Consider the following 25464-nt stretch of genomic DNA (forward strand, 5'->3'; position numbering starts at 1 on the left):
AATGATTCTATACGTTATCATAACATTCGTGGCTATCCTTATTGGTATGGCAATTTCCGTATCAGCCTTTGGTACAGGCGGTAAGCGCAAGAAGATATTCCAGGACATATACTTCTCCATCGAGGACGTGGATGGCATCGGTGTGCTCTATACCAAGACCGGTGAGTATTCTGCCATCCTGAAGATGGAGAACCCCGTACAGAAGTATTCTGCCAACATCGACAGCTATTATGAGTTCAACCATCTGATGACCTCCCTTGCCCAGACTCTTGGTGAAGGCTATGCCATCCATAAACAGGATGTGTTTGTCCGCAAGCATTTCCATGATGAGAGTAACGATAATCATGAGTTTCTGTCAGAGTCTTATTTCAGGTATTTCACAGGCCGTCCCTATACCGACAGTCAGACCTACCTTATCATTACTCAGGAGAACAAGAAGAGTCGCATCTTCTCTTTTGACAGCAAGAAATGGCGTGACTTTGTCGTGAAGATACGCAAAGTGAAAGACCAGCTGAAGGATTCGGGAGTATCGGCGACCTATCTTGACGGCACTACAGCCCGTGACTATGTTGACCGTTATTTCGCGATGAACTTCAAGGACAAGATAATCTCCATGACCAACTTCAAGGTAGATGAAGAGTCCATCTGCATGGGCGACAAGCGTTGTAAGGTCTATAGCCTTGTCGATGTCGATTGCATCAACACACCTTCCATCGTCCGTCCCTTCACCAATATCGAGGTGAACAATGTCGCCATGCCTGTTGACATGGTGTCCTTGGTTGACAGCATCCCGTCAGCCGATGTCGTGGTGTATAACCAGATGTTCTTCATACCGAACCAGAAGCGAGAGCTCTCCCTTCTCGACAAGAAGAAGAACCGTCATGCCAGTATGCCCAACCCCAGCAACCTCATTGCTGTGGAGGACATCAAGAAAGTGCAGGAAGTCATTGCCAGGGAGAACAAGCAGCTGGTCTATGCCCACTTCAACCTTGTTGTGGGTGTTCCTTTTGATGCCGACATCCAGAAATGCACCAACCATCTGGAAAACGCCTTCGGTCGTTTGGGCATCCACATCAGCAAGCGTGCCTACAACCAGTTGGAGTTGTTCGTCAACTCCTTCCCCGGCAACTGCTACGGCATGAATCCCGACTACGACCGCTTCCTCACGTTGAGTGACGCTGCTGCCTGTCTCATGTATAAGGAGCACATACAGCATAGCGAGGAGACCCCATTGAAAATCTACTATACAGACCGACAAGGTGTTCCTGTTGCCATTGACATCAGCGGCAAGGAAGGCAAGAACAAGATCACGGACAACTCAAACTTCTTTTGTCTGGGTCCAAGTGGTAGCGGCAAGTCTTTCCACATGAACAGCGTAGTGCGCCAGATGTGGGAGCAGAACACCGATGTGGTCATGGTCGATACAGGTAACTCGTATGAGGGACTCTGCGAGTATGTCGGAGGCAAGTATATCAGCTATACCGACGAGCATCCTATCACGATGAACCCCTTTGCCATCAAGCGTGAGGAACTGAATATCGAGAAGATTGGCTTCCTGAAGAATCTCATCATGCTTATCTGGAAGGGAACCCAGGGAGAAGTCACCAAGACGGAAGACCGCTTGGTAGAGCAAGTCATCACAGAGTATTTCGATGAATACTTTGTGAAGAAGCGCATCGACAACCTCTCGTTCAACACTTTCTATGAGTACAGCACTGTCCGCATCCCGACCATCATCAAGGAGAACAACCTTGCCGGCATCGACCTGGCAGCTTACAACTACCTGCTGAAGGACTTCTACAAGGGAGGCAGCCATGAACTGACCCTCAATGAGAACCTGGACACGAAGCTGTTTGACGAGACCTTCATTGTCTTCGAGATTGACTCCATAAAGGATGACCCGCTCTTGTTTCCTCTTGTCACCCTTATCATCATGGATGTCTTCATCCAGAAGATGCGTATAAAGAAGAACCGCAAGGTGCTGGTCATCGAAGAGGCATGGAAAGCCATTGCTTCCCCTATGATGGCAGAGTACATCAAGTACCTCTATAAGACAGCCCGAAAGTTCTGGGCAAGCGTAGGTGTGGTGACACAGGAGATTCAGGACATTGTAGGCAGTCCCATTGTCAAGGAAGCCATCATCAACAACTCCGATGTCGTGATGCTGCTCGACCAGGCAAAGTTCCGCGAGCGATTCGACGAGATTAAAGCCATCCTTGGCTTGACCGATGTCGATTGCAAGAAAATCTTCACCATCAACCGTCTGGAGAACAAGGAAGGGCGCAGTTTCTTCCGTGAAGTCTTCATCCGTCGTGGTTCTGTCGGTGCGGTCTTTGGAGTGGAAGAGCCCCATGAGTGCTATATGACCTACACCACCGAGCGAGCCGAGAAGGAAGCCCTGAAGCTCTACAAGAAAGAGCTGCAGTGTGACCATCAGCACGCCATAGAAGCCTACTGCCGTGACTGGGAACTTTCAGGAATATCCAAGTCATTGCCATTCGCCCAAAAGGTCAACCAGACAGGCCATGTGCTTCATCTCACTCCCCACAACCAATCTGAATAAGATATTGAAAGTAGAAACAACGAAACATTCATCCCAACAATGAAACGCTATCTGTTCATAATCATCCTCTTCGTCTGTGCTGCTGTACCAATGACGGCACAGTACTACAGTGTCAACTATGACAAGCGCACTGTAGCAGAGATGACAGCCGCCTTCGCGTCGGAGGCTGCCACCGAGGCGTATTATGCCGAACAGGTAGCCAAGATACGTGAATACTACCAAGCTGCGGAAGTGGCTGCTGCTGGTATCTTCACGTCCAAGTTCCTCGACCGCCGTGCCCTTACAGACTTAGGTCTATGGACAAGCTCCACAGAGAACTATTATTACCGACGCATCTACAACATGGTCTCCGCCAAGATTATGCCCAAGATCTGGACTGTGGCAGGCATGATGTTGCGTAGTCCGCAGAACGCCCTCTATTGGGGCAGCTATCTGTATAAGGTGTGCGAAGAGACAAAGACACTCTGCTATCAGTTTGAGTCCATTGTCACCAACAGTCGGCTTTCCTTCAGGGACATCGCATTCCTGGAAATCAACCAGGAACTTGCCGCCATCCTCAAACTGTCCGAACTGGGGGATGTGGATTGGAAGAACCTGCTCGACAAATTCTCCGACATAGGCTCCAACTTCACCAAGGACAATCTCAAAGCAGACATCGACAACCTCTATGCGATGGGAGTCAGCCTTGCCTCTGCAGGTGCTGGCAATGCAGTCAGTTCCATTGTCGGCAACAGCAATTTCAACGGCACACTGATGGACAAGACCAGCAGTGTCATTGAGATAGCAGAGAATACATACGACCTCTACAACGACCTCTCCACCAATGCCGGCAACACCCTGTTGCAATTCGTTGGTGGACAGGAAGGCATTGCCAACCTTTTCTCTTTGTCGAATTACAATACCACAGCATGGATTACTGACTATGCCCGTGAAGGCATGGGACAATACTATACACAGCGATGGTATATCTACAGTGTTGACCAAGGAAGCGAGAAGCTCTGCGACTACTATCCTCCGACAGATGATGATGCCATCCTGTATGGCGACCATTGGTATCGTATCAGTACAACAGATCCCGATTTCTATCCTTCCTCCTCACAACGGGAGGCAGCACTCCAGAACTCAGAGAATCATGCAGGCTGGAGCCGTAGCCGTGTGCAACAGCTCAATAACTCTAATGACGGCTACAACTACAATATCAGCTACTATTCGTCAGCATACATTCTCAGCAAAAAGAAAAGCGGTCAGTATGCCAAGGCATACGCCTACGAGATACATGTGACCAAGTCATGGTACAGGCAAGAAGTCAAATATGAGGATGTCTTCGATTCCTATTCCATGGACATGGCCACTTTCAGAGCAGGCTTGAACGCCCGTCTTGCCGACTACAATGACAACGAAGACGGCATCCGATACTACATTGGCAGTGACAGCAAGCGATACTATCAGGCCACCAATGCGGAGAAGATGGCAGGCTGCGAGACGGCAACCATCAGCGTCACCTGCCATGACGGCACCAAACTGGGTGAAGGTTCCACCCAATACAAGTGCTCTCAGTGCGGCGGCAGCGTCAATGCCCACACTAAGCAGTGCTCCATGGCTACCACCATCACTTCGGAGAGTGTCAATACCTCCGAGATTGATGCAAAGATTGCCGAGACAGAGGGCAGAATAGCATCCATTGATACAGAAATAGCCCGATTGGAAGCGGAGAACTCTAACCTCCTGAAGCAGATACAGACTTCCAGCGTTGAAGATGCCGCAAGGTATCGTCAGCAATACAACGCTAACAAAGACCGCATATCCGCATTGAAGTCCGAGAAAAGTGCAGCAGAAAAAGAACTTGCAGACTACAACCAAGCCAAGCAAGAGGCTGTTGATGGAGAGAACGCAGCCACTGACGACTACTACCGCATCCCGGCCATCATGCAGGACTGCAAGAATGCCTATAACCTCAGCTGGAACGGAGCAGGAGCATGGGAGGGCAACACTTTCGTGCGCACCGCCTCCATGCCCAATATCAACGGCACTATCACGTTCAAGGCCACCACCTCCATTGCAAGAAAGCCGAAATACTTCCTTGGCATCAAGATACACCGTGCCATCGTCCAGATTTCATGGACGCTTACCACAGAATACAGCGACACGCAGGTGGTGGCTGTCATCAACCTCGATCCGTCGAAGACAGACCAGGAGAAAGCCGATGAGGTCAATGCCAAGCTGTCAGAGATAGCCCGGGAATACCCTTCCTGTGAGCCAACGGTCGAATATGCCAAAAGCAGTCCTGTGGAATCAGATGACACAGAAGACACCTACCATCTGTTGTGGACAAGCGACCGCCTGGAAATTGCCCGTCAGATAGACAGCCGTCTCACGAAGATCTATGCCGACCTTGTGTCGTTGGAGAAGATGATGCACTACAAGCATTCCATCATAGACATCCTCCGCAGTATAGCCCCTCTCGACACAGACCAAGGCAGAAGGCTTACGCTCATAGAGAGATGCAGGAAGCGTTGGTTGCGCAATGCTGCCAACAGCGCACATTCAGATACGTATAACGGCAAATATGACGAAGAAGATGAAGAAGAAGAAGAATAAAAAGATTCTGGCTCTCATTGTATGCCTGCTGGCACTGTTGCCTTCCTCCATGTATGCCCAGTTCAGCTTCGATGTCACTTCAGTGGAAGCCTACATCAACGACCACAAGGAGCAGAGAAGCCTGCTGCTGGTCCGCTCCACGCTGGAGGCAAGCAACAAACTGCTGCATGACTATAGCGGTGATGCCAACAAAGGATTCCGAGACATCAACAAAGAGCTGGACAAATACACAAGAGCCTTTGATGTCATTGACGTGCTTTACCAGTCTCTGCGCACCAGTCTGAATGTGTACAACACCTACGAGAACATCAGTGACCGTATTGGGGACTATAAGGACATGCTCAGCGATTTCAAAGAAAAATGTCTGGAGCGAGGCAATATCGTGAGTACGGACACCATGATTGTCACCATCAACATGAGGGCACTTGCCAAGATAGCAGAGGAAGGCGACAAACTGTACAACTCCGTCAGCGACTTGGTGCTCTATGCCACAGGAGCAGCCGCCTGCACCACCTCAGACCTGCTCCTTGTCCTGACGAACATCAACAACTCGCTTGACAATATCCGCAAGCATCTGAACAAGGCGTACTTTGACACATGGAGGTACATACAGGTGCGCATCGGCTATTGGAAACGGCAGGTCTATCGAGCCAAGACAAAGCTGGAAATCGTCAACGATGCTTTCGGCAGATGGAAAGGGGCAGGCTATTTGGGATATTAGGATAACATTAAACAAAAGAAGAATATGTTTGAGATAACACTTTTACGTTCAGCGTCTTTTGTAGGTATGATGATGTTATGCCTTAACTCATCAGCACAGAGTTATGTGACCTACAACCACGATGCCACCAAGATGAACCAGATAACGGTTCAGGAGATTGGTGTAGGAGGGCTGACCCCAGCCTTCTACTATGATGTGTTCCACAACAGCTATCAGAAGAGCGCAGCTCGGAAGAACAAGCTGGGCTTCAGGTCGCTGGCAGGAGTGTCGTCCTATCAGCAGGTAGATGTTGCAGACAGCATCAAGACTTACCTTACCCAGAGAGCAGAAATTGAAGCCCTCAATGTGGCAGACCGCCAGATAGACATCGCCTGGCTTGCCGAGGGGAACAAGATAACGGACAAGCTCACAGCCTTCGAGGCAAACATCAACCGCATCGTTGGTGCAGGAGGTTCGTTGGCAGACAAGTCCCGATGGGAGGAATACTGCAATATGTACAAAACCGCCATCAAGGTGACACAGGATGCCTATATGCCCAACGCACAGAGGAAGAGACAGTACCTCGCCATCTATGCCGACATATCCCAGCAAAACGAGACCCTTGTCTCCTTCCTGGTACAGTTGAGCAACAAGGGTAAGACATCGTCCCTCCTGGCAGCACGGCTTGACAGACGCAGCAACGTGGCAGCCCACGCCTTGGCAGCACAGGAAAGGTGGCGTGATGCCGGACGCAGAAACGCTGGAGGCAACACTGGTGACGAAGACAATGATGATTCAGAAAACATAGTAGAAAGATAACGATATATGGCAGATTCAAATATCCTCTCGGATTTCGGTATCAATATCCTCGAACAGGAGATTGATGATGTGATATTCCAGACCAACGAGTTCCTATGTGATGCCACATTCACAGGCTCACAAGGTCCATTCTGGTGGATATTACAGATGTGTATGGCACTGGCCGCATTGTTCTCCATCATTGTTGCTGGCAGCATGGCCTATAAGATGATGGTGAAGCATGAGCCTATCGACATCATGAAACTCTTCAAGCCCCTTGTGGTCAGTGTCATACTCTGTTGGTGGTACCCACCTGCTGATACAGGCATTACCGAAGGAGGCAGCGACTGGTGTGTACTTGATTTCCTCTCGTATATCCCCAACTGCATAGGCTCATACACCCATGACCTGTATGAAGCAGAGTCAGCACAGATTGAGGACAAATTTGAGGAGGTACAGGAACTTATCTACACCAGAGACACCCTTTACACCTCTTTGCAGGCACAGGCGGATGTAGCCCATTCGGGAACATCTGACCCTAACCTCATAGAGTCCACCATGGAACAGGCAGGTGTAGATGAAGTGACGAATATGGAAACAGACGCTTCAAGGCTTTGGTTCACATCACTGACCGCAGGAGCTGTAGTAGGCATTGACAAGATCATCATGCTCATCGCCTTGATTGTCTTCCGTATCGGTTGGTGGGCAACCATCTATTGCCAGCAGATATTACTGGGTATGCTCACCATTTTCGGTCCAATACAATGGGCGTTTTCTCTTTTACCGAAATGGGAAGGTGCATGGGCTAAGTGGCTGATACGCTATCTGACGGTGCATTTCTACGGTGCCATGTTGTACTTCGTCGGTTTCTATGTCCTGCTGCTCTTTGACATCGTGCTCTGCATACAGGTGGAGAACCTCACAGCCATCACGGAGAGCGAGCAGACCATGGCAGCCTACCTTCAGAACTCCTTCTTCTCTGCCGGCTACCTCATGGCAGCGAGCATCGTGGCTTTGAAGTGCCTGAACCTCGTGCCCGACCTTGCCGCATGGATGATACCAGAGGGTGATACGGCATTCTCTACCCGTAACTTCGGTGAAGGTGTGGCACAGCAAGCCAAGATGTCCACCCAGGGCATGATAAACAAAGTGATATAAACAAGAAAAGCGATTGAAAATATGGTTATCAAGAATCTCGAAAACAAGATCAAGCTGGTTTTGATTATCTGCTCCCTCTTCCTTCTGGGCTGTATCATCATCAGTATCTCCAGCATTTGGACAGCCAAGGTAATGGTGTCCGATGCCCATCAGAAAGTATATGTGTTGGATGGCAATGTGCCCATCCTTGTCCAGCGAAGCACCATGGAGGAGACTCTCGATGTGGAAGCCAAGTCCCATGTGGAGATGTTCCACCACTATTTCTTCACCCTGGCTCCTGACGACAAGTACATCAAATACACCATGGACAAAGCCATGTATCTGGTTGATGAGACAGGTCTTGCCCAGTACAACACGTTGAAGGAGAAAGGCTTCTATTCCAATATCATGGGTACGAGTGCCGTGTTCAGCATCTTTTGCGACAGCATCAACTTCGACAAAGAGAAGATGGAGTTCACCTACTATGGCCGCCAGCGTATTGAGAGACGAACAAGCATCCTTACCCGAGAGCTTGTCACGGCAGGACAGCTCAAACGTGTTCCCAGGACGGACAACAACCCTCATGGCCTGCTCATCACCAACTGGAGAACGCTTCTCAATAAGGATATAGAACAGAAAACCAAATTGACGTACTGATTATGGGATGGAAGAAAATGCTCGTCGGAGAAAAGATGCCTGACAAGGATGATCCAAAGTACCGCCAGAGGTACGAGGAAGAGGTCAAGGCCGGTCGCAAGTTCGCACGCACTCTCAAACTCGATGTGTTAGCCATCAAGGTGCAGCAGTTTGCCAACAATCACAAACGACTGTTCCTTGCCCTTGTCTTTGGGTTTATCCTGCTCAGTTTCGGATTCAACATCTACAGGATGGTCGTGGTGTACAATCATCAGCAGTCCACCCAAAGTGCCACGGAGAGGCAGGAGCATCTGATGCAGCAGAGACGCAAGAAGGTCAATACAGCCATCAGCAATGCCCACACCATACTGCCAGTCATGAACAGAGATAATCAAAAGAACAATAACCAAAATACAGAAAACAATGGATGCACTGAAGAAGATTAACTGGAAGCAGCCGAAGTATATGATTCCGCTTATCATCTACTTTCCCCTGCTGTTCGTCGGTTACTTTGTCATAGACCTTTTCCACACGGAGAAGGCTGAGATTCCTGATGGTCTTGCAACGACCGAGTACCTCAACCCTGACCTGCCTGAGGCAAAGATGAAGGGCGATGGCATTGGCAACAAGTATGAGAGTATGCTCAAATCATACGGAAAGATAGATGATTATTCAGCATTAGGAAACATTGAACGCAATGAAGAAGACACCCGTGAAGAGTACGAATCCAAGTACACCGATGAAGAACGTGAGCAACTCGAAGCACAGGAAGCCGCGAAGCTCGTTGAGATGCAGAGACAGCTACAGGAGAGCGCACAGAAAGGTCAGGAAATCGCCCAAGGAGGTTCACCATCCGAGGAAGACCGCATAGCACGCAGCAAGCAACGTGAACAGGAAGCCATGGATGAGCTCAACCGTGCCATTGCCCAGGCAAGGCTCCAAGCGCAGCAATCTATGATGCCAGCTGCAACAGACACTGCTGATGCTGGACAAAGAGAAGGAAAAGTTGAAGCCTCTGACAAGAAGAAAACCGACGATGATGAGCCACAGGAGGTTGTGAAGAAGGTGAAGGTCACCTCCGACTACTTCAACACCCTCTGTGACAACGACAAGGAAACCAGCCTTATCAAGGCTATCATAGATGAGAATATCAAGGCTGTTGATGGGTCAAGAGTCAGGCTCCGTCTGCTTGACGACATCGAAATCAATGACGTTGTCGTGCCCAAAGGCTCATACCTATATGCTACAATGAGCGGATTCGGTTCACAGCGTGTGAAGGGCAATGTGCAGAGCATCATGGTTGACAATGACATCATCAAGGTCAGCCTCGCCCTGTATGACACTGATGGACTGGAAGGTCTTTATGTACCGAGCAGTCAGTTCCGGGAGACCACGAAGGATGTGGGCAGCGGTGCATTGAGCAACACCTCCAGTCTCACCAACAGTTCCACCACGTCAGGCAACAGCCTCGCCACTTGGGGAGCGCAGACCATCACCAATGCCGTGCAGAAGACCAGCAATGCCATCAGCAAAGCCATCAAGAAGAATAATGCCAAGCTGAAATACGGCACGTTCGTGTACCTGATCAACTCCCGTTCAAACAAAAAGGACAAATAACACCGAGCATAAACAAAAGAACAAATGAATATGAAGACTATCAAAAGAATTGGCGCATTAGCTGTATGCGCTCTGGCAGCTCTCCCCTCTTTGGCTCAGCAGACCTATCAGGAGATGGAGCAGCTCACCATCAATGAGAATGTCACCACGGTCATCACTGCATCCGAGCCTGTGCGCTTCGTTGACATCTCCACGGATGCCGTCGTTGGAGACCAACCCATCAACAACACCATCAGGCTCAAACCAAAGGAGGGAGCCGATGTTCATGCCGACGGGGACATCCTTGCCATTGTTACCATCGTGACGGAGCGTTACCGCACCCAGTATGCGCTCATCTATACTACACGCCTGCAGGAGGCAGTCACCGACAAGCAGATACAGCCGCATGAGAAGATTCCGTACCATAATCCTTCTGTTTCCATGAGTACTGAGGAAATGACAAAATATGCCCGAAAGATATGGAACTCCCCGGCAAGAATACGGAATGTGAGCACAAGGCAGCATCGGATGACCATGCGTCTGAACAACATCTATTCCGTAGGCGAATACTTCTTCCTGGATTTCAGTATTGAGAATCGCACCAATATCCGCTTCGACATCGACGAGATACGTGTCAAGCTCAATGACAAGAAGATGTCAAAAGCCACCAATGCGCAGATGGTTGAGCTGACTCCTGCCATGATGCTTGACCAGTCCGGAAGCTTCAAATATGGCTACCGCAACGTCATTGTCTTGAAGAAGATGACCTTCCCCAATGACAAGGTGCTGACCATTGAGATTTCTGAGAAGCAGATAAGCGGACGCACCATCTGCTTAGACATCGACTACGAGGATGTCCTTTATGCAGACTCGTTCAATTCATGCTTAATAAGGGAGGAATAGGACTATGAAGAGATACATATTATCATTGATGATGGGGCTATGCATGACAGTCGCGTCGTTTGCCCAAAGCCATAGCGACCGTATCAGCCTTGGTGTAGGAGCATTGTACGAGCGAGGACTTGACGCAACACTCGCATGGGAGCATGAGACCCGTTACCATAATGCATGGGAGTACTTCTTCAATGCCTACCTGAAATGGGACGAATGTGCTTCCTGCGGTCATGTCTGCCCAGAGTCTTTCTGGAACAACTACCGCACATGGGGCATCGGTGCCGCCTACAAGCCCTGTGTCACAAGAGGTCGCAACAACTACGGCAATCTGCGTATCGGAGCCAGTGCAGGCAGCAATACCGACAAGTTCGTTGGAGGTATTCATGTCGGCTACGAGCACAACTTCGCCCTCCGCCATGGTTGGGGATTGTTTGTGCAAGCCAAATGCGACCTGACCCTTCCCAAGCGAGAAGACCTGTTCAGGACAGGCATAGTGATAGGATTCAAGATACCAACCCTAAAGAAATAATAGCGATGAAGATAATCCATTTCATGTTTACTGCCGTCATAGCAGCCGTTTTCGCCTCATGTGACGCGCATATGGACTTTCCTGATACAGCGATGAAGATAGGTGACATTGTCTGCACTGACGGTGCCATTGTGCGCTATGAGGATGTAGATTCGTTACACAAGACACCTATTGCCGTTGTCTTCTACGTCAACCACAACGAGGATGTGGAAGGAAATGGCTATGCGGTATATCTTGACGACTTTGCCACCTTGGCCTATTCAGACTCTCTCGGCATCACACACAAAACATCCGCAGACCTTATGGCCTACGATGGTAATAGCAACACCCACGCCATGTATTCCACGGGCACTTCACCTGCTGCAAGTATGGTCATTGATATGTGGGCATACCGGCAGAGTGCCTATATCCCCTCTGTGGCACAGATGCGTCTGCTCTTTAGTGTCAAGAAGTCTGTCAACCCGCTGATTGAAAAGTGTGGAGGGACACCGATACCTGATGACGCAGACCTCTGCTGGTATTGGACATCGACAGAGGTACAGGGGCAGGAAACAGCCAAGGCATGGCTCTATTCTCTTGGAAGTGGCGCAATACAGGAAACGCCCAAGACACAGCCACACAAGATACGCCCAATTATCACACTAAACAATTGATTACTAAGTCATAGTAATATAATAATTCATCTTAATGTTTAACATCAAAAATTACAAGCAATGAAAAAGAATTTGTTTCTTATGTTGGGACTTGGAGCCATGCTCCTCACGTCCTGTGACCAAGACATCGTCAATGAGATCTACCTGCCAGGCGGAGGTGGTTCGGTGGTTGTGACCGACAGTACATCATCCAAGCAGCTACAGGTGTTTACCAACCTGGAGATGCTGCACCCAGCCGTATCGACACGAGCTGTGGACAACCAGTGGGAAGCTAATGACATGATTGGCATCTCCTCCACAGGGATGATGGACAACATGAAGTTCACTCGAAGTGGCAGCACCAACCAGTTTCTCGGTGCCAGCACCGTGTGGTTTAAGGACACAGACACCCACACCTTCAATGCCTACTATCCTTACATGGCAAATCCTACTAACGACATCATAGAGTTCCAAGTGCCGGAAGCAGCAGTACAGAGTGAGCAGAAGGTCAATGATTTCCTGTTTGCCAGTGGGACGGCATCATACGCCAGTCCGAGCCTTACATTGAACTTCACCCATCAGATGGTGCGTGTCATCATCAAGGTCTATACCTCACCCGAATACGGTTTCACCACCAACGATTTTGCAGGAAGCCTACTCACATTCATCGGTTATTTTGACAGCGGTACTTTCAATATCAAGACCGGAAAGGTGGAATGCAGTGACGAGTCTGTGACGACCTATTATTTCGGCGACCCTCAAAGTGACCACATGGAATATACGCTTTATGTTCCTGCACAGGTTATGCCGGACATGACATTGCAACTGAGTAATGGGGAGAACTTTGTATTCCTCACAAACGACACGTGGAAAGCAGGTCATTCCTACAGCTATTCATTGAAGCCTGTGCGTAACACCCTGGAGGTTATATCAGCAACTATCTCTCCGTGGACAGTAGAGTCTGAGAAGACCATCAACGGCTACGAATAAAACTTAAAAGAGGATTGGAGGGTGTCCACCGTGGCATCCTTCTTCCTTTTCTAATTATTACCCAACATCATAGTAAAGTAAATGGAAGAAAGCAAAGAGTTACAGGGGTTTTACAAGATATTCAGGGCGGTGATTTACGTCTCCATCCTAATGGAGTTCTTCGCCTACGCACTGGAGCCGGAACAGTTGGACTTCCTTGGTGGGTTGGTTACAGACATACACGGTCGCATCAAACGATGGATGATATACCATGACGGCAACCTTGTCTGGAGCAAGATAGCCACCATACTGCTTATCTGCATCACCTGCATTGGTACGCGCAACAAGAAACATTTGGAGTTCGATGCACGCAGACAGGTCTTATATCCTTTGGTCGGCGGACTCTTTGTTACCATATTGTCTATCTGGCTCTTCGGTCATCGAATGGACACACGGTTCTACACCATCACGCTGAACATCTGGCTCTATATGGCAGCCTCTATCCTGGGTACAGTCTGCATCCATGTGGCTCTTGACAATATCTCCAAATTCCTGAAGGAAGGGCTGTTGAAAGACCGATTCAACTTTGAGAATGAAAGCTTTGAGCAATGTCAGGAGCTGCAGGAGAACAAGTACAGCGTGAACATCCCCATGAGGTACTACTACAAGGGCAAGTTCCGCAGGGGATGGGTGAACATCGTCAATCCGTTCCGTGGCACGTGGGTGGTCGGCACGCCAGGTTCGGGTAAGACCTTCTCCATCATCGAGCCGTTCATCCGTCAGCACAGCAAGAAAGGCTTTGCCATGGTGGTGTATGATTACAAGTTTCCCACCCTTGCGCAGAAACTCTACTACCATTATAAAATCAACCAGAAAGCAGGCAACCTTCCTGACGGATGCAAGTTCAATATCATCAACTTTGTGGATGTAGAGTACTCACGACGTGTCAATCCTATCCAGCAGAAATACATTGGCAATCTTGCAGCTGCCAGCGAGACGGCTGAAACGCTCCTGGAGTCATTGCAGAAAGGCAAGAAGGAAGGTGGAGGTGGCAGTGACCAGTTCTTCCAGACATCTGCCGTCAACTTCCTGGCTGCCTGCATCTATTTCTTCGTGAACTACAAGAAAGTGCCATACGACAAGGATGGCAATGCCCTTATTGCAGAGATGACCACCGACCCCAAGACTTTCATCCAGAAGCCTACAGGACGTGTCTTTGACCATACAGGCAGGGAGGTGGAAGCTGCCTACTGGCTTGGCAAATATAGCGACATGCCCCATATCCTTTCTTTCCTCAACCAGGACTACAAGGTCATCTTTGAGGTGTTGGAGACCGACCCAGAGGTTGCCCCGTTGCTTGGTCCGTTCCAGACTGCCATGAAGAACAATGCCATGGAGCAGTTGGAAGGTATGATTGGTACGCTGCGTGTCTATACCTCTCGTCTCGCCACCAAGGAGTCGTACTGGGTATTCCACAAGGATGGTGATGACTTTGACCTGAAGGTGAGCGACCCGAAGAACCCCAGTTACCTGCTCATTGCCAACGACCCAGAGATGGAGAGCATCATCGGTGCCCTCAATGCCCTTATCCTCAACCGCCTTGTGACAAGAGTGAATACAGGTCAGGGCAAGAACGTGCCTGTCAGCATTATCGTCGATGAGTTGCCGACCTTGTATTTCCATAAGATTGACAGACTTATTGGCACAGCCAGAAGCAACAAGGTCAGTGTGGCATTAGGCTTCCAAGAACTGCCACAGCTTGAATCCGATTATGGCAAGGTGGGTATGCAGAAGGTCATCACCACTGTTGGTAATGTGGTGAGCGGTTCAGCAAGAGCAAAGGAAACCTTGGAATGGCTCAGCAATGACATCTTCGGCAAGGTCGTCCAACTCAAAAAGGGTGTCACTATCGACAGGGATAAGACCTCCATCAATCTCAATGAGAATATGGACAGCCTCGTTCCTGCAAGTAAAATCTCCGATATGCCGACAGGCTGGATATGCGGTCAGGCAGCCCGTGACTTCATCAAGACCAAGACCGGTCGGGGTGACAGCATGAATATCCAGGAGTCAGCAGAGTTCCAGACCTCGAAGTTCTATTGCAAGACAGACTTTGACATGAAGGAGATTGCCAAGGAGGAGGCAGACTACGAGCATTACAAGATACCGAAGTTCTACACCTTCCCATCGAAGGATGCCAAGGAACGCATCCTGTATCAGAATTTCGTAAGCGTCAATGCTGATGTCAAGGAAATGATAAAAACCATTTTGATGTTTAAGGTAAAGACTTAGTAAACAACGAAAAACAGATTATATATGAAGAAGTTATTCATGATAACGGCTACCCATGCATTAGCCATACCGGGTTTCGCACAGACAGGCTCGGAAGCATTATTGGGAGCATCGGACGGCATCTACAGTTATGTGCCGTTCATTCAAGGTCTTTGTTATGTCATTGCGGCACTTATAGCCATTGTCGGTGCAGCGTCCGTATATATGGCTATGCAGACCTCACCGCAACAGGTTTCAAAGCGAATTGTCACGAGTGTGGGCAGCTGCCTTTGTTTTGTCTGCATGGCTATCTCCTTACCTCAGTTCTTTGGCTATGAGTCATATTCTGTGGGCAACGGCTCCGACATCGCTATGAACGGAGCAGGAGGCTCATCCAATGGCTTCCTTACAACAGACAAGGGTGGCATTTCCCAAAGTGGCATCATCACAACCATTCCACCATTGTCTGACAAGGCGGGCAACTGGTTAACCTTCCCTCCAGGCTCGAATATGGACATCGCCAACAGTCTTATGGACATCTACAACCACATGGGTTCTGGTGTCACTGGCACTTATGGGCGTACACTTGACTATATCAACAATGAGTTCCGTCATGGAAATATCTCTCAGAGCACTTACGACCAAATGATTGCCATGGCAGGCAGCCTGCCGCAAAACTAAGATACGTCAAACACATAATGAGACTAAAGATTATCAGTATTATCGCTCTGATTTCAATAAGTTTATTGGTCAATGCCCAACCACAGACACCTACCGAGCGAAACGAGGCAGCATCAAAAACGCTCTTTGAACTATCCCCCTTCGAGCGAGCGGTTTGCTGTATCAGGTTCTATGAAGGGCTACACCGCAAGAAAGATTATCCATATGTCGGATATGGACACAAACTACGCCCAGGAGAGAAATACTCCTCCAATATGACTGCAAGGGAAGCGGAAGACCTGCTGCGGAAAGACCTCAGAGAACTCTGTGCCATGTTCCGCTCATACGGTCAGGACTCTCTGCTTCTTGCTGCATTGGCTTACAACATCGGTCCTTATAAGGTCCTTGGCTGCAAGGGCAAATACCCAAAGAGTACGGTCTTGAAAAAGCTGGAAGCCGGTGACAGGAATATCAGAGATGACTATGTAAAGTATTGCCGATGGAGAGGAAAAAGAGTCCCCTCCATCGAGCGACGACGATATATTGAACTCATGCTGCTTTTCATCCCATGACAGAAAATGAACCCATAAAAGCCGTATCAGGCGGCATCACTTTCCTATCCACTGGCAGATACTACGATGGTATCAACCAGTGGATAGCCCATAGTATAAAGGAGGGGGACACTGATGCCATTGACTATGCTGCAAGGAGAATGGCACCCCTCGTACCAGCCCATGTTGTCCTTGTTCCAATTCCCGGTCATCATGGAGTCGCAGACCAGACCCTACGTTTGGCACAAGCCCTCTCGTCTTATACTTGTCTCCCTTTCGTAGATGCCTTACGAGGCAGAGAGCATGAATCACAGTACGAGGCAAAGCAAAGAGGACATCTGCTCTCTGGTCGAGAAATGGGATTTCATCAGATAAGAGAACTGCCTGCTGGCCGCATTCCCTGCCTTATCGACAATGTGGTAGATACAGGAGCTACAGCGAAAGCAGCTGCCGAAGCATTGGGCAATGCCATGGTGTTATCATTCGCCATGAGTGATAACCTTCTACAAAGAGAAAAGCATATAGGATTCAAACGCTAAGACATTTCACGATGCCAAGACCAAAGAAAAGAAGACAGCAAACGCTCCAACCAGCTATCGTCTATCAATGTAAGGACTGTGCCAACAGCTATGACTGGCATAGCAAAGCTCTGGATGGCCATCTTATCCTATGTCGTTGCAAGTATAAACAGCAAGGAGGTCGGTATTGCATCTTCCTGAAAGATCCACAGTGTGAGCACTTCATCAAGCGTTCTGCTGGGCAGGAGGGCTAATACTCAAATATCCAAGACATATCATCGTATGGACACCACTTGCTAAACAGTGTCTCAATATAGAGAACCAACCCAAACTGATGCAAAGGCATCGACTTCGCGAACTTTAGCTTCTTACCTTTCAGCTTCACGATTACCTCCTGCGCTTGTTCTGCCCACATATCCATATTGATATGGTTGGTGCAGAACATCATTTCTCCATGCCAGAATTTCCCCTTGATGCCGTTCTCCCATTCTTTAGGACAAGATAGTTCACCATGGTAGTATTTGCATAGAGAAGCATATTCTTGCAATAAAGCAGGTTGTCTATGTACACCGCCCTCTTCTTGGACATTTGTCTTAGAAGATTTGCTGTTCCCTTTCAGAATGATTGTGTTGATGATAGACCCTCTAAAATACCTATATACAACTTCCCTAAGATAGACTGTATAGGGTTGAATCTTTACTTCATCAACCAGACGGCGAATATCATCTAATACTATACCTTCGCTCTTAATTCTTCCCAAAGTTACATGAAGATAAAAGTCCGAATATATTGCAGAACCTGTATTGATGATTTCCTCTCGGATTTTCTTGTTTAGCGATAGTAACTCTTCAGGGATATTGCTTGCAGCGAGATGAATGATGTGCATCCCCGAATGTGTAGTGAATACGCCAAACTTATCAAAAGTAATTTCTATCGGTGGAATATTAGCAAAGTATTTGCAAGTGATGTGTTTTATATCATCAACACAATGTGTCTCGTCTATAAAGGCCATTGTTATATGATAATAACCAAGTTGCCAATGAATAGGCAGACCTTCTAATCGGTGTCTGAGTCTATCAAAACAATCTGTCTGATAGGTAAACGGCACCTTGATTTCAATATAGCTTTTTATCTCCATGTACGATAAGCATAAAGTTTCCAGACTGCAAAAATACTATCAATTTGTGAACTCTATCTGCACAGAAAAGGACTCGGTGTTTATTATTCTTTACCGTTATTCTGTGTCTTACGTCCACAAAATTACGTAAAATCATAGATAAATTGATATAGAAATCAATTATTTTGCAGACAAAATGAATTTTTAGTACCTAAATCACTGGTTTTCTCAGCAAAATTATGTAATTTTGCAACGTATAAATATAATTAGAGGTTACATGGAAACAAAGCCCTTAAACAGAATCAAGGTAGTCATGGCAGAGCGTATGGTCTCCAATAAAGAATTAAGTGAGATGTTGCACAAGGACACTGCAACAATATCAAGATGGGTAACAAACACCTCGCAGCCCAATCTGGAGAGCCTTATTGAGATAGCCAAGGCCTTAAAATGCGATATTGGCGAATTGGTTAGAATGGATGATTCTACCATTCTAAAGAACCAGCCATAACTCTAAACACACAATTAGTTTTATATGCCGGTAAATAAGAATGCGCTATTGCGTTATAGAATATTAGACAGATGTTTCAGTGACCGCCATCACTATTATGACATCGATGAGCTTCTTGACAAAGTCAATGAGGCTTTTCTTGATATATATGGAAAGACTGTCAGCCTTCGTCAAATTCGGGCTGATATATCATACATGAAAGATAGAGTGTTTTATGATGCTCCTATCGAAGCTATTCCTTATGACGGAAAGAAATGCTACTATCGTTATTCCGATCCAGACTTTTCCATTTTCAACAGTGATTTGAGTAACGAGGAAGTCGAAAAACTTCGTACTACCATAGAGATGCTCGGACGTTTCAGAGGCATCCCTGGTAACGCATGGCTGGAAGAAGTGATTTCAAATCTTGAATACAGATTTGGTGTTAAGGCGAACAAGGGTGACTATATCGCTTTTGACCAGAATGAGCAGTTACAGGGATTGGAACATCTAACCACTATCATTGATGCAACTGTCAATCACCAGCCCCTATTGATTGAGTATCGTAGCTACAAGGGAAACGAGAAAACAGTGACTATTCACCCTTACCATGTCAAGGAATTCAACAACCGTTGGTTTTTGTTTGGGTTGGAGCAGTCCACTCACGGTGACAGAATAGCGAACCGCGCATTGGACAGAATAGTGAAGCTGTCACTCTCTGACTCAACATTCATCCCTAATACCACCATCAATTTCAAGACCTATTTTGACGATGTAATAGGCGTGACTGTCCCAGAGAATACGAAAGTTGAGCACATCGTGCTGAAATTTGAGAAAGGAAGATTTCCCTATGTCGTTTCGAAACCTATCCATCAGAGCCAAAAAGTCCTTTCTGAGGAAGAATGTATTTTGCAGATTGATGTTCGTCCTAACAATGAACTTACATCCAGAATCTTTTCATTCTTTCCAGATGTTGAAGTGCTTGAACCAGCATGGTACAGGAATGAAATCAAAGAAAAAATCATATTCAACATGCAAAAATACATGTCTGTGAAGTTAGATTGCACAGAAGGGCTGTAATTTTGCACCAAAACAATTATGAACAAGTGAAATATGAATAAGCAACAGTTAGCAAACAAGATATGGGCATCGGCGAACAAGATGCGCTCGAAGATTGATGCCAACGAATATAAAGACTATATTCTTGGTCTCATCTTCTACAAGTTCCTGTCAGACAATGAGGTGAACTATATCCTGAAGGACATGAAGGGGGCATCGGATGATGATAAACAAGCTGCCTTGGAGAGCCTTGTGGAGAACTACGAGGATGAGGATTCAAAGGTCATCATCGACTATTGCAAGAACAACATCGGCTATTTCATTGAATACAAAAACCTATTCTCCACTTGGCTGTTGCCCGACAGCAGCTTTACCGTGGCCGACCTCTCTGTGGCCCTCAACTCTTTCGACCGACTGGTCAGCTCAAACTATAAGGCTGTATATGACGGTATCTTCAAAACCTTGCAGGCTGGTCTTAGCAAACTTGGAGAGAACCCTGCCAGCCAGACACGCGCACTGAAAGACCTCATCAAGCTCATCAAGGACATACCCACCGACGGTTCGCAAGACTATGATGTGCTGGGCTATGTCTATGAATATCTCATCGGCAACTTCGCAGCCAATGCAGGAAAGAAAGCGGGTGAGTTCTATACGCCCCATGAGGTGGCCATCCTCATGTCGGAGATTGTGGCGGAGCACCACAAGGAGAAGCGGCAGATAGAAATCTATGATCCGACCTCCGGTTCTGGTTCACTGCTTATAACCATAGGTAAGTCGGTAGGACGACACATAGCCGACAAGAACCGTGTGAAATACTATGCCCAGGAGTTGAAGGAGAATACCTACAACCTCACTCGTATGAACTTGGTGATGCGTGGCATACAGCCCAGCAACATCAACACACGTTGTGCTGACTCGCTCGACGAGGACTGGCCAGTGCAGAAAATGGGCAGCGAGACAGGTCAGCCGCTTTATGTGGATGCCGTGGTCAGCAACCCTCCCTACTCGCAGCAATGGGATCCGAGAGACCGTGAGAACGACGCCCGTTTCAAAGACTATGGCGTGGCTCCCAAGTCGAAGGCAGACTATGCCTTCCTGCTCCATGAGCTTCATCACCTGAAACCCGATGGCATTCTGACCATCGTATTGCCTCACGGCGTGCTGTTCCGTGGAGGCGAGGAGGAGCAAATCCGCACCAACCTCATAGAGAAAAACAATATCGATGCCATCATCGGTCTTCCAGCCAACATCTTCTTCGGCACAGGCATTCCTACGCTCATCATGGTGTTGAAGCAACATCGTGAGCAGGACGATGTGCTCATCATCGATGCCAGCAAGGGATTCGTGAAAGACGGCAAGCAGAACCGTCTTCGTGCCTGCGACATCAAGAAGATTGCCGACACCGTGCGCGACCGTAAGGACATCACGGGCTTCTCCAAGAAGGTGAGTCGTGAAGAGATACGCAGCAATGGCTATAACCTCAACATCCCTCGCTATGTGGATTCGAGCGAGGCGGCAGAACATTACGACATCTACGCCACCATGTTTGGAGGCATTCCCAACACAGAAATTGACGCCCTGCAGAAGTATTGGGACGCTTTTCCTTCGCTCCGCAGCGACCTCTTCAAGCCTCATGCCGACAAGCCTTATGCCGACCTGAAGGTGGAGGATGTGAAGACGGCCATTGAGCAGAATACGGATGTGGAGCGGTTCACCATGCAATTCTCCGAAGCGTTCCATGGCTTTGCAGACCGCCTGCATCGTGTGCTCATTGACAACGTGATGCAGGTGCATGAGCTACAGGCACAGGACGAGATAGCCACCGACATCTTCCATCGTCTGGCCGACATCCCGCTCGTTGACAAGTATGCCGCCTATCAGGCCTTGGCCGACCAGTGGCAGGCTATCATCAGCGACATAGAGACCATTCAGGAAGAAGGCATGGATGCCGTCCGCACGGTGGAGACCGCCTACAAGTTGGTGAAGAAGAACGACGAGGACGTGGAAGTGCCCGACGGACTGAAGGGGCGCATCATTCCATTTGAACTGGTGCAGCAGGTGAAGTTCCAGACTGATTTGGATGCCATCGCTGCCCTGCAGTCGAGGGTGGAAGCCATCGACAGTGAGGTGGAAGAGGTGCGCGACAGCTTCACCGAAGAGGAACTGGAAGTCTATTGTGACAGCGAGAAGGAGAATGCGCTCGACAAGAAGAAGATAACGGCCGATGCCAAGCCCAAAGCGGATGTGGAAGCAGAGACCAAGGCGAAGCTCAAGCAGATGGTGGCACTGTGGGACGAGCAGACGAAAACCAACAAACAAATCAAGGCCGACAGACTTGCCTTGAAGGAGAAGACCATCCAAGCCATTGAGCACCTCACCGATGAGGAGATTGCCGATTTCCTGCACCGGAAGTGGATAGTGCCCGTATGCCAGGGCATCAACGGTTCGCTCACGGCTGTGCTCTCTGCCCTCGAAACCGCTGCCCTTGCCCTCAGCCAGAAATATGCCGTCAGCTATCAGCAGATTGACGACGAGGTTGCTCAAGCTAACGAAGAGTTCTCCCAATTGGTGAGCCAGCTCACGGGCGACGCATTTGCCATAAAGGGACTGGAAGCGTTAATCAAACAACAGTGACAAGCAAATGAACAAGGTATCTATTAGGTTTTATAACGACCGGGAAGTGCGTGCTATATGGGACGAAGAGAAAGGTCAATGGTACTTCTCCGTGCTTGATGTAATCGGTGCCATCAACGAACAAGACGACTATACCAAGACACGCAATTACTGGAAGTATCTGAAGACAAAGCTCAAGAAGGACGGGAATGAACTGGTTAGTGTCACTCACCAGTTGAAACTGTTGGCACCAGATGGCAAGTTGCGTCTCACCGACACGCTTGATGCACAGGGGGTGTCCAGTCTTGCAAAGTCTATGCCCAACCAGAAGGCGACAGCATTTCTTGATTGGCTTACATATAGCGACAACACCATCGACGGACAGAGTAGGAAGAAGGCTTACACCCTGTTTGAGAGCAAACTGATAGACTCTATTCCAGAGGGGACAGTGAAAGGTTTGCAACAAATACATAACTATCTCTTCGGAGGACTGTATGACTTTGCCGGACAGATACGCACAAAGACCATCTCGAAGGGTGGCTTTACATTCTGCCTTGCCCAATACCTACCCCAACAGTTGGAACTGATTGAGCGTATGCCAGAGAATAGCCTCGATGAGGTGTTCGATAAATATGTGGAGATGAATGTAGCGCATCCTTTCATGGAGGGCAATGGTCGCAGCACACGTATTTGGCTCGACCTGATGCTAAAAACACGCCATCAATGTTGCATCGACTGGAGCAAGATAGGTAAGTATGATTATTTGGAGGCAATGAGACAGAGTGTGGCAGATGCCTCACGCATCAAGCAACTGCTCCATCAGGCGGTAACCAACGACACTGGTAGTCGCGAGATGTTCATGAAGGGTATTGATTATTCATATTATTATGAGCAGGAGGATTGAACAATGAAAGAGCCTAAGATTAGATTTAAAGGATTTAGTGGGGAGTGGGAAGAAACGCCATTCTCTGAAACATTCGACTCTCTCAAAAACAACTCTCTCTCAAGAGCTGAGTTGTCAGATAGTGGTGAAGTTATGAATATCCACTATGGAGATGTGCTAATCAAATATGGTGAATGTGTTGATGTAATCAAAGAAGTTGAGACATTTGTTAAAGACGAAGAAGTTGCGAAGAAGTTACATCAGTCATGCGCTATAAAGAATGGCGATGTTATCTTTGCAGATGCAGCAGAGGATAATACTGTGGGTAAATGTTCTGAGGTTATTGCAAATAAAAATGATGCTATTGTTTCTGGGCTTCATACTATTGCTTGTCGCCCAAAGAAAGACTTTGCCCCCATGTATCTTGGATATTATTTAAACTCTAATGCTTATCATGACCAGCTTCTGCCTCATATCCAAGGTACAAAGATTTCGAGCATATCAAAGAAAGCAATCTCTCAAACAGAGATAAGTTCTCCTATCGATAAGAATGAGCAACAATCTGTAGCCTCTTACTTCCACCACCTCGATGTCCTTATCCAATCGACCACAAAGAAGATTGAGTCGCTGAAGCAGGTGAAGGCGGCAAGTTTGCAGTCCATGTTCCCACAGGAAGGAGAAACTACTCCACGTGTGAGATTCAAGGGATTTGAAGGGGAGTGGGAAGAAACCACTATCGGGAAAGTAACGTCAGTAAAAAGAGGCATTAGAGTTACACGTAAAAATTTGAGCGACCATGGTTTATACCCGGTTTACCAAAATACAGATTATCCAATGGGGTATTATAACCGCTATAATGTTGAATCAAACAATCCATTTGTTATTATAGGCGGTTCCGCTGGTTTGATTGGATTCTGTGATAAGGATTTTTGGGCAGCAGATGATTGTGCATATTTTTGTGATAGTGTCAAATTAGATAAATCCTATCTTTACCGCATGTTACTCAATAAGAATAGTGAAATCAAAAAGAATGTGAGAGGGTCAAGCGTTCCACGTCTTGATCGTCAAGTCATCAATGATTTGAATATTGTATTACCATCTATAGCCGAACAACGCGCCATTGCCTCCTACTTCACCAATCTCGACCGCCAAATCACCCTCCAGAGCCAACGGCTGGAGAAGCTGAAGCAAATCAAGGCGGCTTGCTTGGACAACATGTTTGTGTAACTTGTAATAAAGAAGCATACGATGAGCAAAGAGATACAATTTCTGTTATATAGCCTCCCCGATGAAGAGGGCAAGGTGCAGGTGGTCATCAAGGACGAAACGCTTTGGTGTACCCAAAAAGCAATGGCACAGCTCTTCGGGGTGGGTGTGCCTGCTATCAGTAAACATTTAGGGCATATTTTCGAAGAAGGAGAGTTGGATAGAACTACGACAGTTTCCAAAATGGAAATAGTCGTGAACAGAGGCTTTAGAGGTAGTGTGAATGAAGAGGTGGAGTTCTATTCCCTCGATGCCATCATTGCCGTGGGCTATCGCGTCTCTTCATTGAAAGCCACACGCTTCCGCCAATGGGCAACGAAGATTCTGCATGAGTATATCAAGAAAGGATTCGTGATGGACGATGAGCGGCTGAAGCAAGGGACAGCTGTCTTTGGCAAAGACTACTTCCGCGAACTGCTGGAACGTGTGCGCTCCATCCGTGCCAGCGAACGACGCATCTGGCAACAGATAACCGACATCTATGCCGAATGCAGTACGGACTATGACAAAAACGCCCCTACTACACGGGATTTCTATGCCATGATACAGAACCGCTTCCACTATGCCATCACGGGACAGACGGCAGCGGAGATTGTCTATACCAAGGCAGACCACACGAAAGAGCACATGGGACTGACCACCTGGAAGAATGCACCCGACGGACGTATCCTGAAATCGGATGTCAGTATTGCAAAAAACTACTTGCAGGAGAAAGAGATACGGCAGTTAGAGCGTGCCGTAACGGGGTTCTTCGACTATATAGAAGACCTCATTGAGCGTGAAAACACATTCAACATGGAGCAGTTCTCTGCCAGCGTGAACGAGTTTCTTGCGTTCCGCCGATACCAGATATTGCCCGACAAAGGAAAAATCTCTGCAGCCGAAGCCAAGCAGAAGGCGGAGAATGAATATGACATCTTCAACAGAACCCAACGCATAGACTCTGACTTCGACAAGGAAATCAGAGGAATGCTGGGAAATCAATGA

The 25464-nt window shown here is 47.9% G+C and carries 23 protein-coding genes; 22 read left to right on the forward strand and 1 reads right to left on the reverse strand.

The window, feature by feature from the left end; genetic code table 11:
• Position 1 precedes the first annotated feature (1 nt).
• The 16 genes from C234_RS0101055 (at position 2) to C234_RS0101130 (ending at position 17073) form a co-directional block, all read left to right on the forward strand.
• The gene (locus tag C234_RS0101055) at positions 2–2563 is read left to right on the forward strand and encodes a TraG family conjugative transposon ATPase (protein WP_027324235.1); all 2562 of its coding nucleotides are present in this window, start codon (positions 2–4) and stop codon (positions 2561–2563) included.
• A 39-nt stretch (positions 2564–2602) separates the two neighbouring features.
• On the forward strand, positions 2603–5161 hold the full coding sequence (locus tag C234_RS0101060; protein WP_027324236.1) for a hypothetical protein: 2559 nt from the start codon (positions 2603–2605) through the stop codon (positions 5159–5161).
• Positions 5142–5882: a hypothetical protein gene (locus C234_RS0101065; RefSeq protein ID WP_034536836.1), complete on the forward strand. Its 741-nt coding sequence runs from the start codon at positions 5142–5144 to the stop codon at positions 5880–5882. Before C234_RS0101060 ends, C234_RS0101065 begins: the two co-directional genes overlap by 20 nt.
• 24 nt (positions 5883–5906) lie before the next feature.
• Complete coding sequence (locus tag C234_RS0101070; protein ID WP_248596463.1) at positions 5907–6680, forward strand: DUF5045 domain-containing protein; 774 nt, start codon at positions 5907–5909, stop codon at positions 6678–6680.
• A 6-nt stretch (positions 6681–6686) separates the two neighbouring features.
• Positions 6687–7817, forward strand: a complete 1131-nt coding sequence (locus C234_RS0101075) for a hypothetical protein (protein WP_027324239.1) — start codon at positions 6687–6689, stop codon at positions 7815–7817.
• A 21-nt stretch (positions 7818–7838) separates the two neighbouring features.
• Complete coding sequence (traK, locus tag C234_RS0101080; RefSeq protein ID WP_027324240.1) at positions 7839–8453, forward strand: conjugative transposon protein TraK; 615 nt, start codon at positions 7839–7841, stop codon at positions 8451–8453.
• A 2-nt stretch (positions 8454–8455) separates the two neighbouring features.
• A complete protein-coding gene (locus C234_RS0101085) occupies positions 8456–8878 on the forward strand; it encodes a hypothetical protein (RefSeq protein ID WP_027324241.1) in 423 nt (140 codons plus the stop codon).
• The gene (gene traM, locus C234_RS0101090; RefSeq protein ID WP_027324242.1) at positions 8856–10049 is read left to right on the forward strand and encodes a conjugative transposon protein TraM; all 1194 of its coding nucleotides are present in this window, start codon (positions 8856–8858) and stop codon (positions 10047–10049) included. Before C234_RS0101085 ends, traM begins: the two co-directional genes overlap by 23 nt.
• Before the next feature lie 30 nt (positions 10050–10079).
• Positions 10080–10931 carry a conjugative transposon protein TraN gene (gene traN, locus C234_RS0101095; protein ID WP_027324243.1) on the forward strand — a complete coding sequence of 284 codons (852 nt, stop codon included), beginning with the start codon at positions 10080–10082 and terminating at the stop codon, positions 10929–10931.
• 4 nt (positions 10932–10935) lie between these two features.
• Positions 10936–11451 (forward strand): hypothetical protein, encoded by a 516-nt coding sequence (locus tag C234_RS0101100; RefSeq protein ID WP_027324244.1) that lies wholly within the window; start codon positions 10936–10938, stop codon positions 11449–11451.
• A gap of 5 nt (positions 11452–11456) precedes the next feature.
• A complete protein-coding gene (locus C234_RS0101105; protein ID WP_051290107.1) occupies positions 11457–12104 on the forward strand; it encodes an Lcl C-terminal domain-containing protein in 648 nt (215 codons plus the stop codon).
• A gap of 99 nt (positions 12105–12203) precedes the next feature.
• Positions 12204–13073, forward strand: coding sequence for a fimbrillin family protein (locus C234_RS0101110; RefSeq protein WP_248596464.1), 870 nt, complete (start codon positions 12204–12206; stop codon positions 13071–13073).
• A gap of 81 nt (positions 13074–13154) precedes the next feature.
• Entirely contained in the window at positions 13155–15344 is a 2190-nt protein-coding gene (locus C234_RS0101115; protein ID WP_027324247.1) for a type IV secretory system conjugative DNA transfer family protein, read from the forward strand.
• A gap of 24 nt (positions 15345–15368) precedes the next feature.
• Positions 15369–16004, forward strand: coding sequence for a DUF4134 family protein (locus tag C234_RS16665; protein WP_051290108.1), 636 nt, complete (start codon positions 15369–15371; stop codon positions 16002–16004).
• Between the two features lie 17 nt (positions 16005–16021).
• Positions 16022–16555, forward strand: a complete 534-nt coding sequence (locus C234_RS0101125) for a glycoside hydrolase family protein (RefSeq protein WP_027324248.1) — start codon at positions 16022–16024, stop codon at positions 16553–16555.
• 140 nt (positions 16556–16695) lie between these two features.
• Positions 16696–17073, forward strand: coding sequence for a hypothetical protein (locus tag C234_RS0101130; RefSeq protein ID WP_148295107.1), 378 nt, complete (start codon positions 16696–16698; stop codon positions 17071–17073).
• Positions 17074–17302: 229 nt separating this feature from the next.
• Here the strand turns inward: C234_RS0101130 and C234_RS0101140 are convergent, their stop codons facing one another.
• Positions 17303–18190 carry a 2'-5' RNA ligase family protein gene (locus C234_RS0101140; protein WP_027324250.1) on the reverse strand — a complete coding sequence of 296 codons (888 nt, stop codon included), beginning with the start codon at positions 18188–18190 and terminating at the stop codon, positions 17303–17305.
• A gap of 256 nt (positions 18191–18446) precedes the next feature.
• On the opposite strand from C234_RS0101140, the gene C234_RS0101150 reads away from it, so the two are divergent.
• From C234_RS0101150 to C234_RS0101175, 6 genes are read left to right on the forward strand one after another with little or no spacing between them, the layout of a single operon-like run.
• Positions 18447–18677 (forward strand): helix-turn-helix domain-containing protein, encoded by a 231-nt coding sequence (locus C234_RS0101150; RefSeq protein WP_027324251.1) that lies wholly within the window; start codon positions 18447–18449, stop codon positions 18675–18677.
• Between the two features lie 24 nt (positions 18678–18701).
• A complete protein-coding gene (locus C234_RS0101155; protein ID WP_027324252.1) occupies positions 18702–19736 on the forward strand; it encodes a helix-turn-helix transcriptional regulator in 1035 nt (344 codons plus the stop codon).
• Between the two features lie 33 nt (positions 19737–19769).
• Positions 19770–22349, forward strand: coding sequence for a type I restriction-modification system subunit M (locus tag C234_RS0101160; protein WP_027324253.1), 2580 nt, complete (start codon positions 19770–19772; stop codon positions 22347–22349).
• Between the two features lie 7 nt (positions 22350–22356).
• A complete protein-coding gene (gene fic, locus C234_RS0101165; protein ID WP_027324254.1) occupies positions 22357–23232 on the forward strand; it encodes a protein adenylyltransferase Fic in 876 nt (291 codons plus the stop codon).
• 3 nt (positions 23233–23235) lie between these two features.
• Positions 23236–24438 (forward strand): restriction endonuclease subunit S, encoded by a 1203-nt coding sequence (locus C234_RS0101170; protein ID WP_051290109.1) that lies wholly within the window; start codon positions 23236–23238, stop codon positions 24436–24438.
• A 21-nt stretch (positions 24439–24459) separates the two neighbouring features.
• Entirely contained in the window at positions 24460–25464 is a 1005-nt protein-coding gene (locus C234_RS0101175; RefSeq protein WP_027324256.1) for a virulence RhuM family protein, read from the forward strand.

The organism is Bacteroides pyogenes DSM 20611 = JCM 6294 (genome assembly GCF_000428105.1).
Lineage (GTDB): Bacteria > Bacteroidota > Bacteroidia > Bacteroidales > Bacteroidaceae > Bacteroides > Bacteroides pyogenes.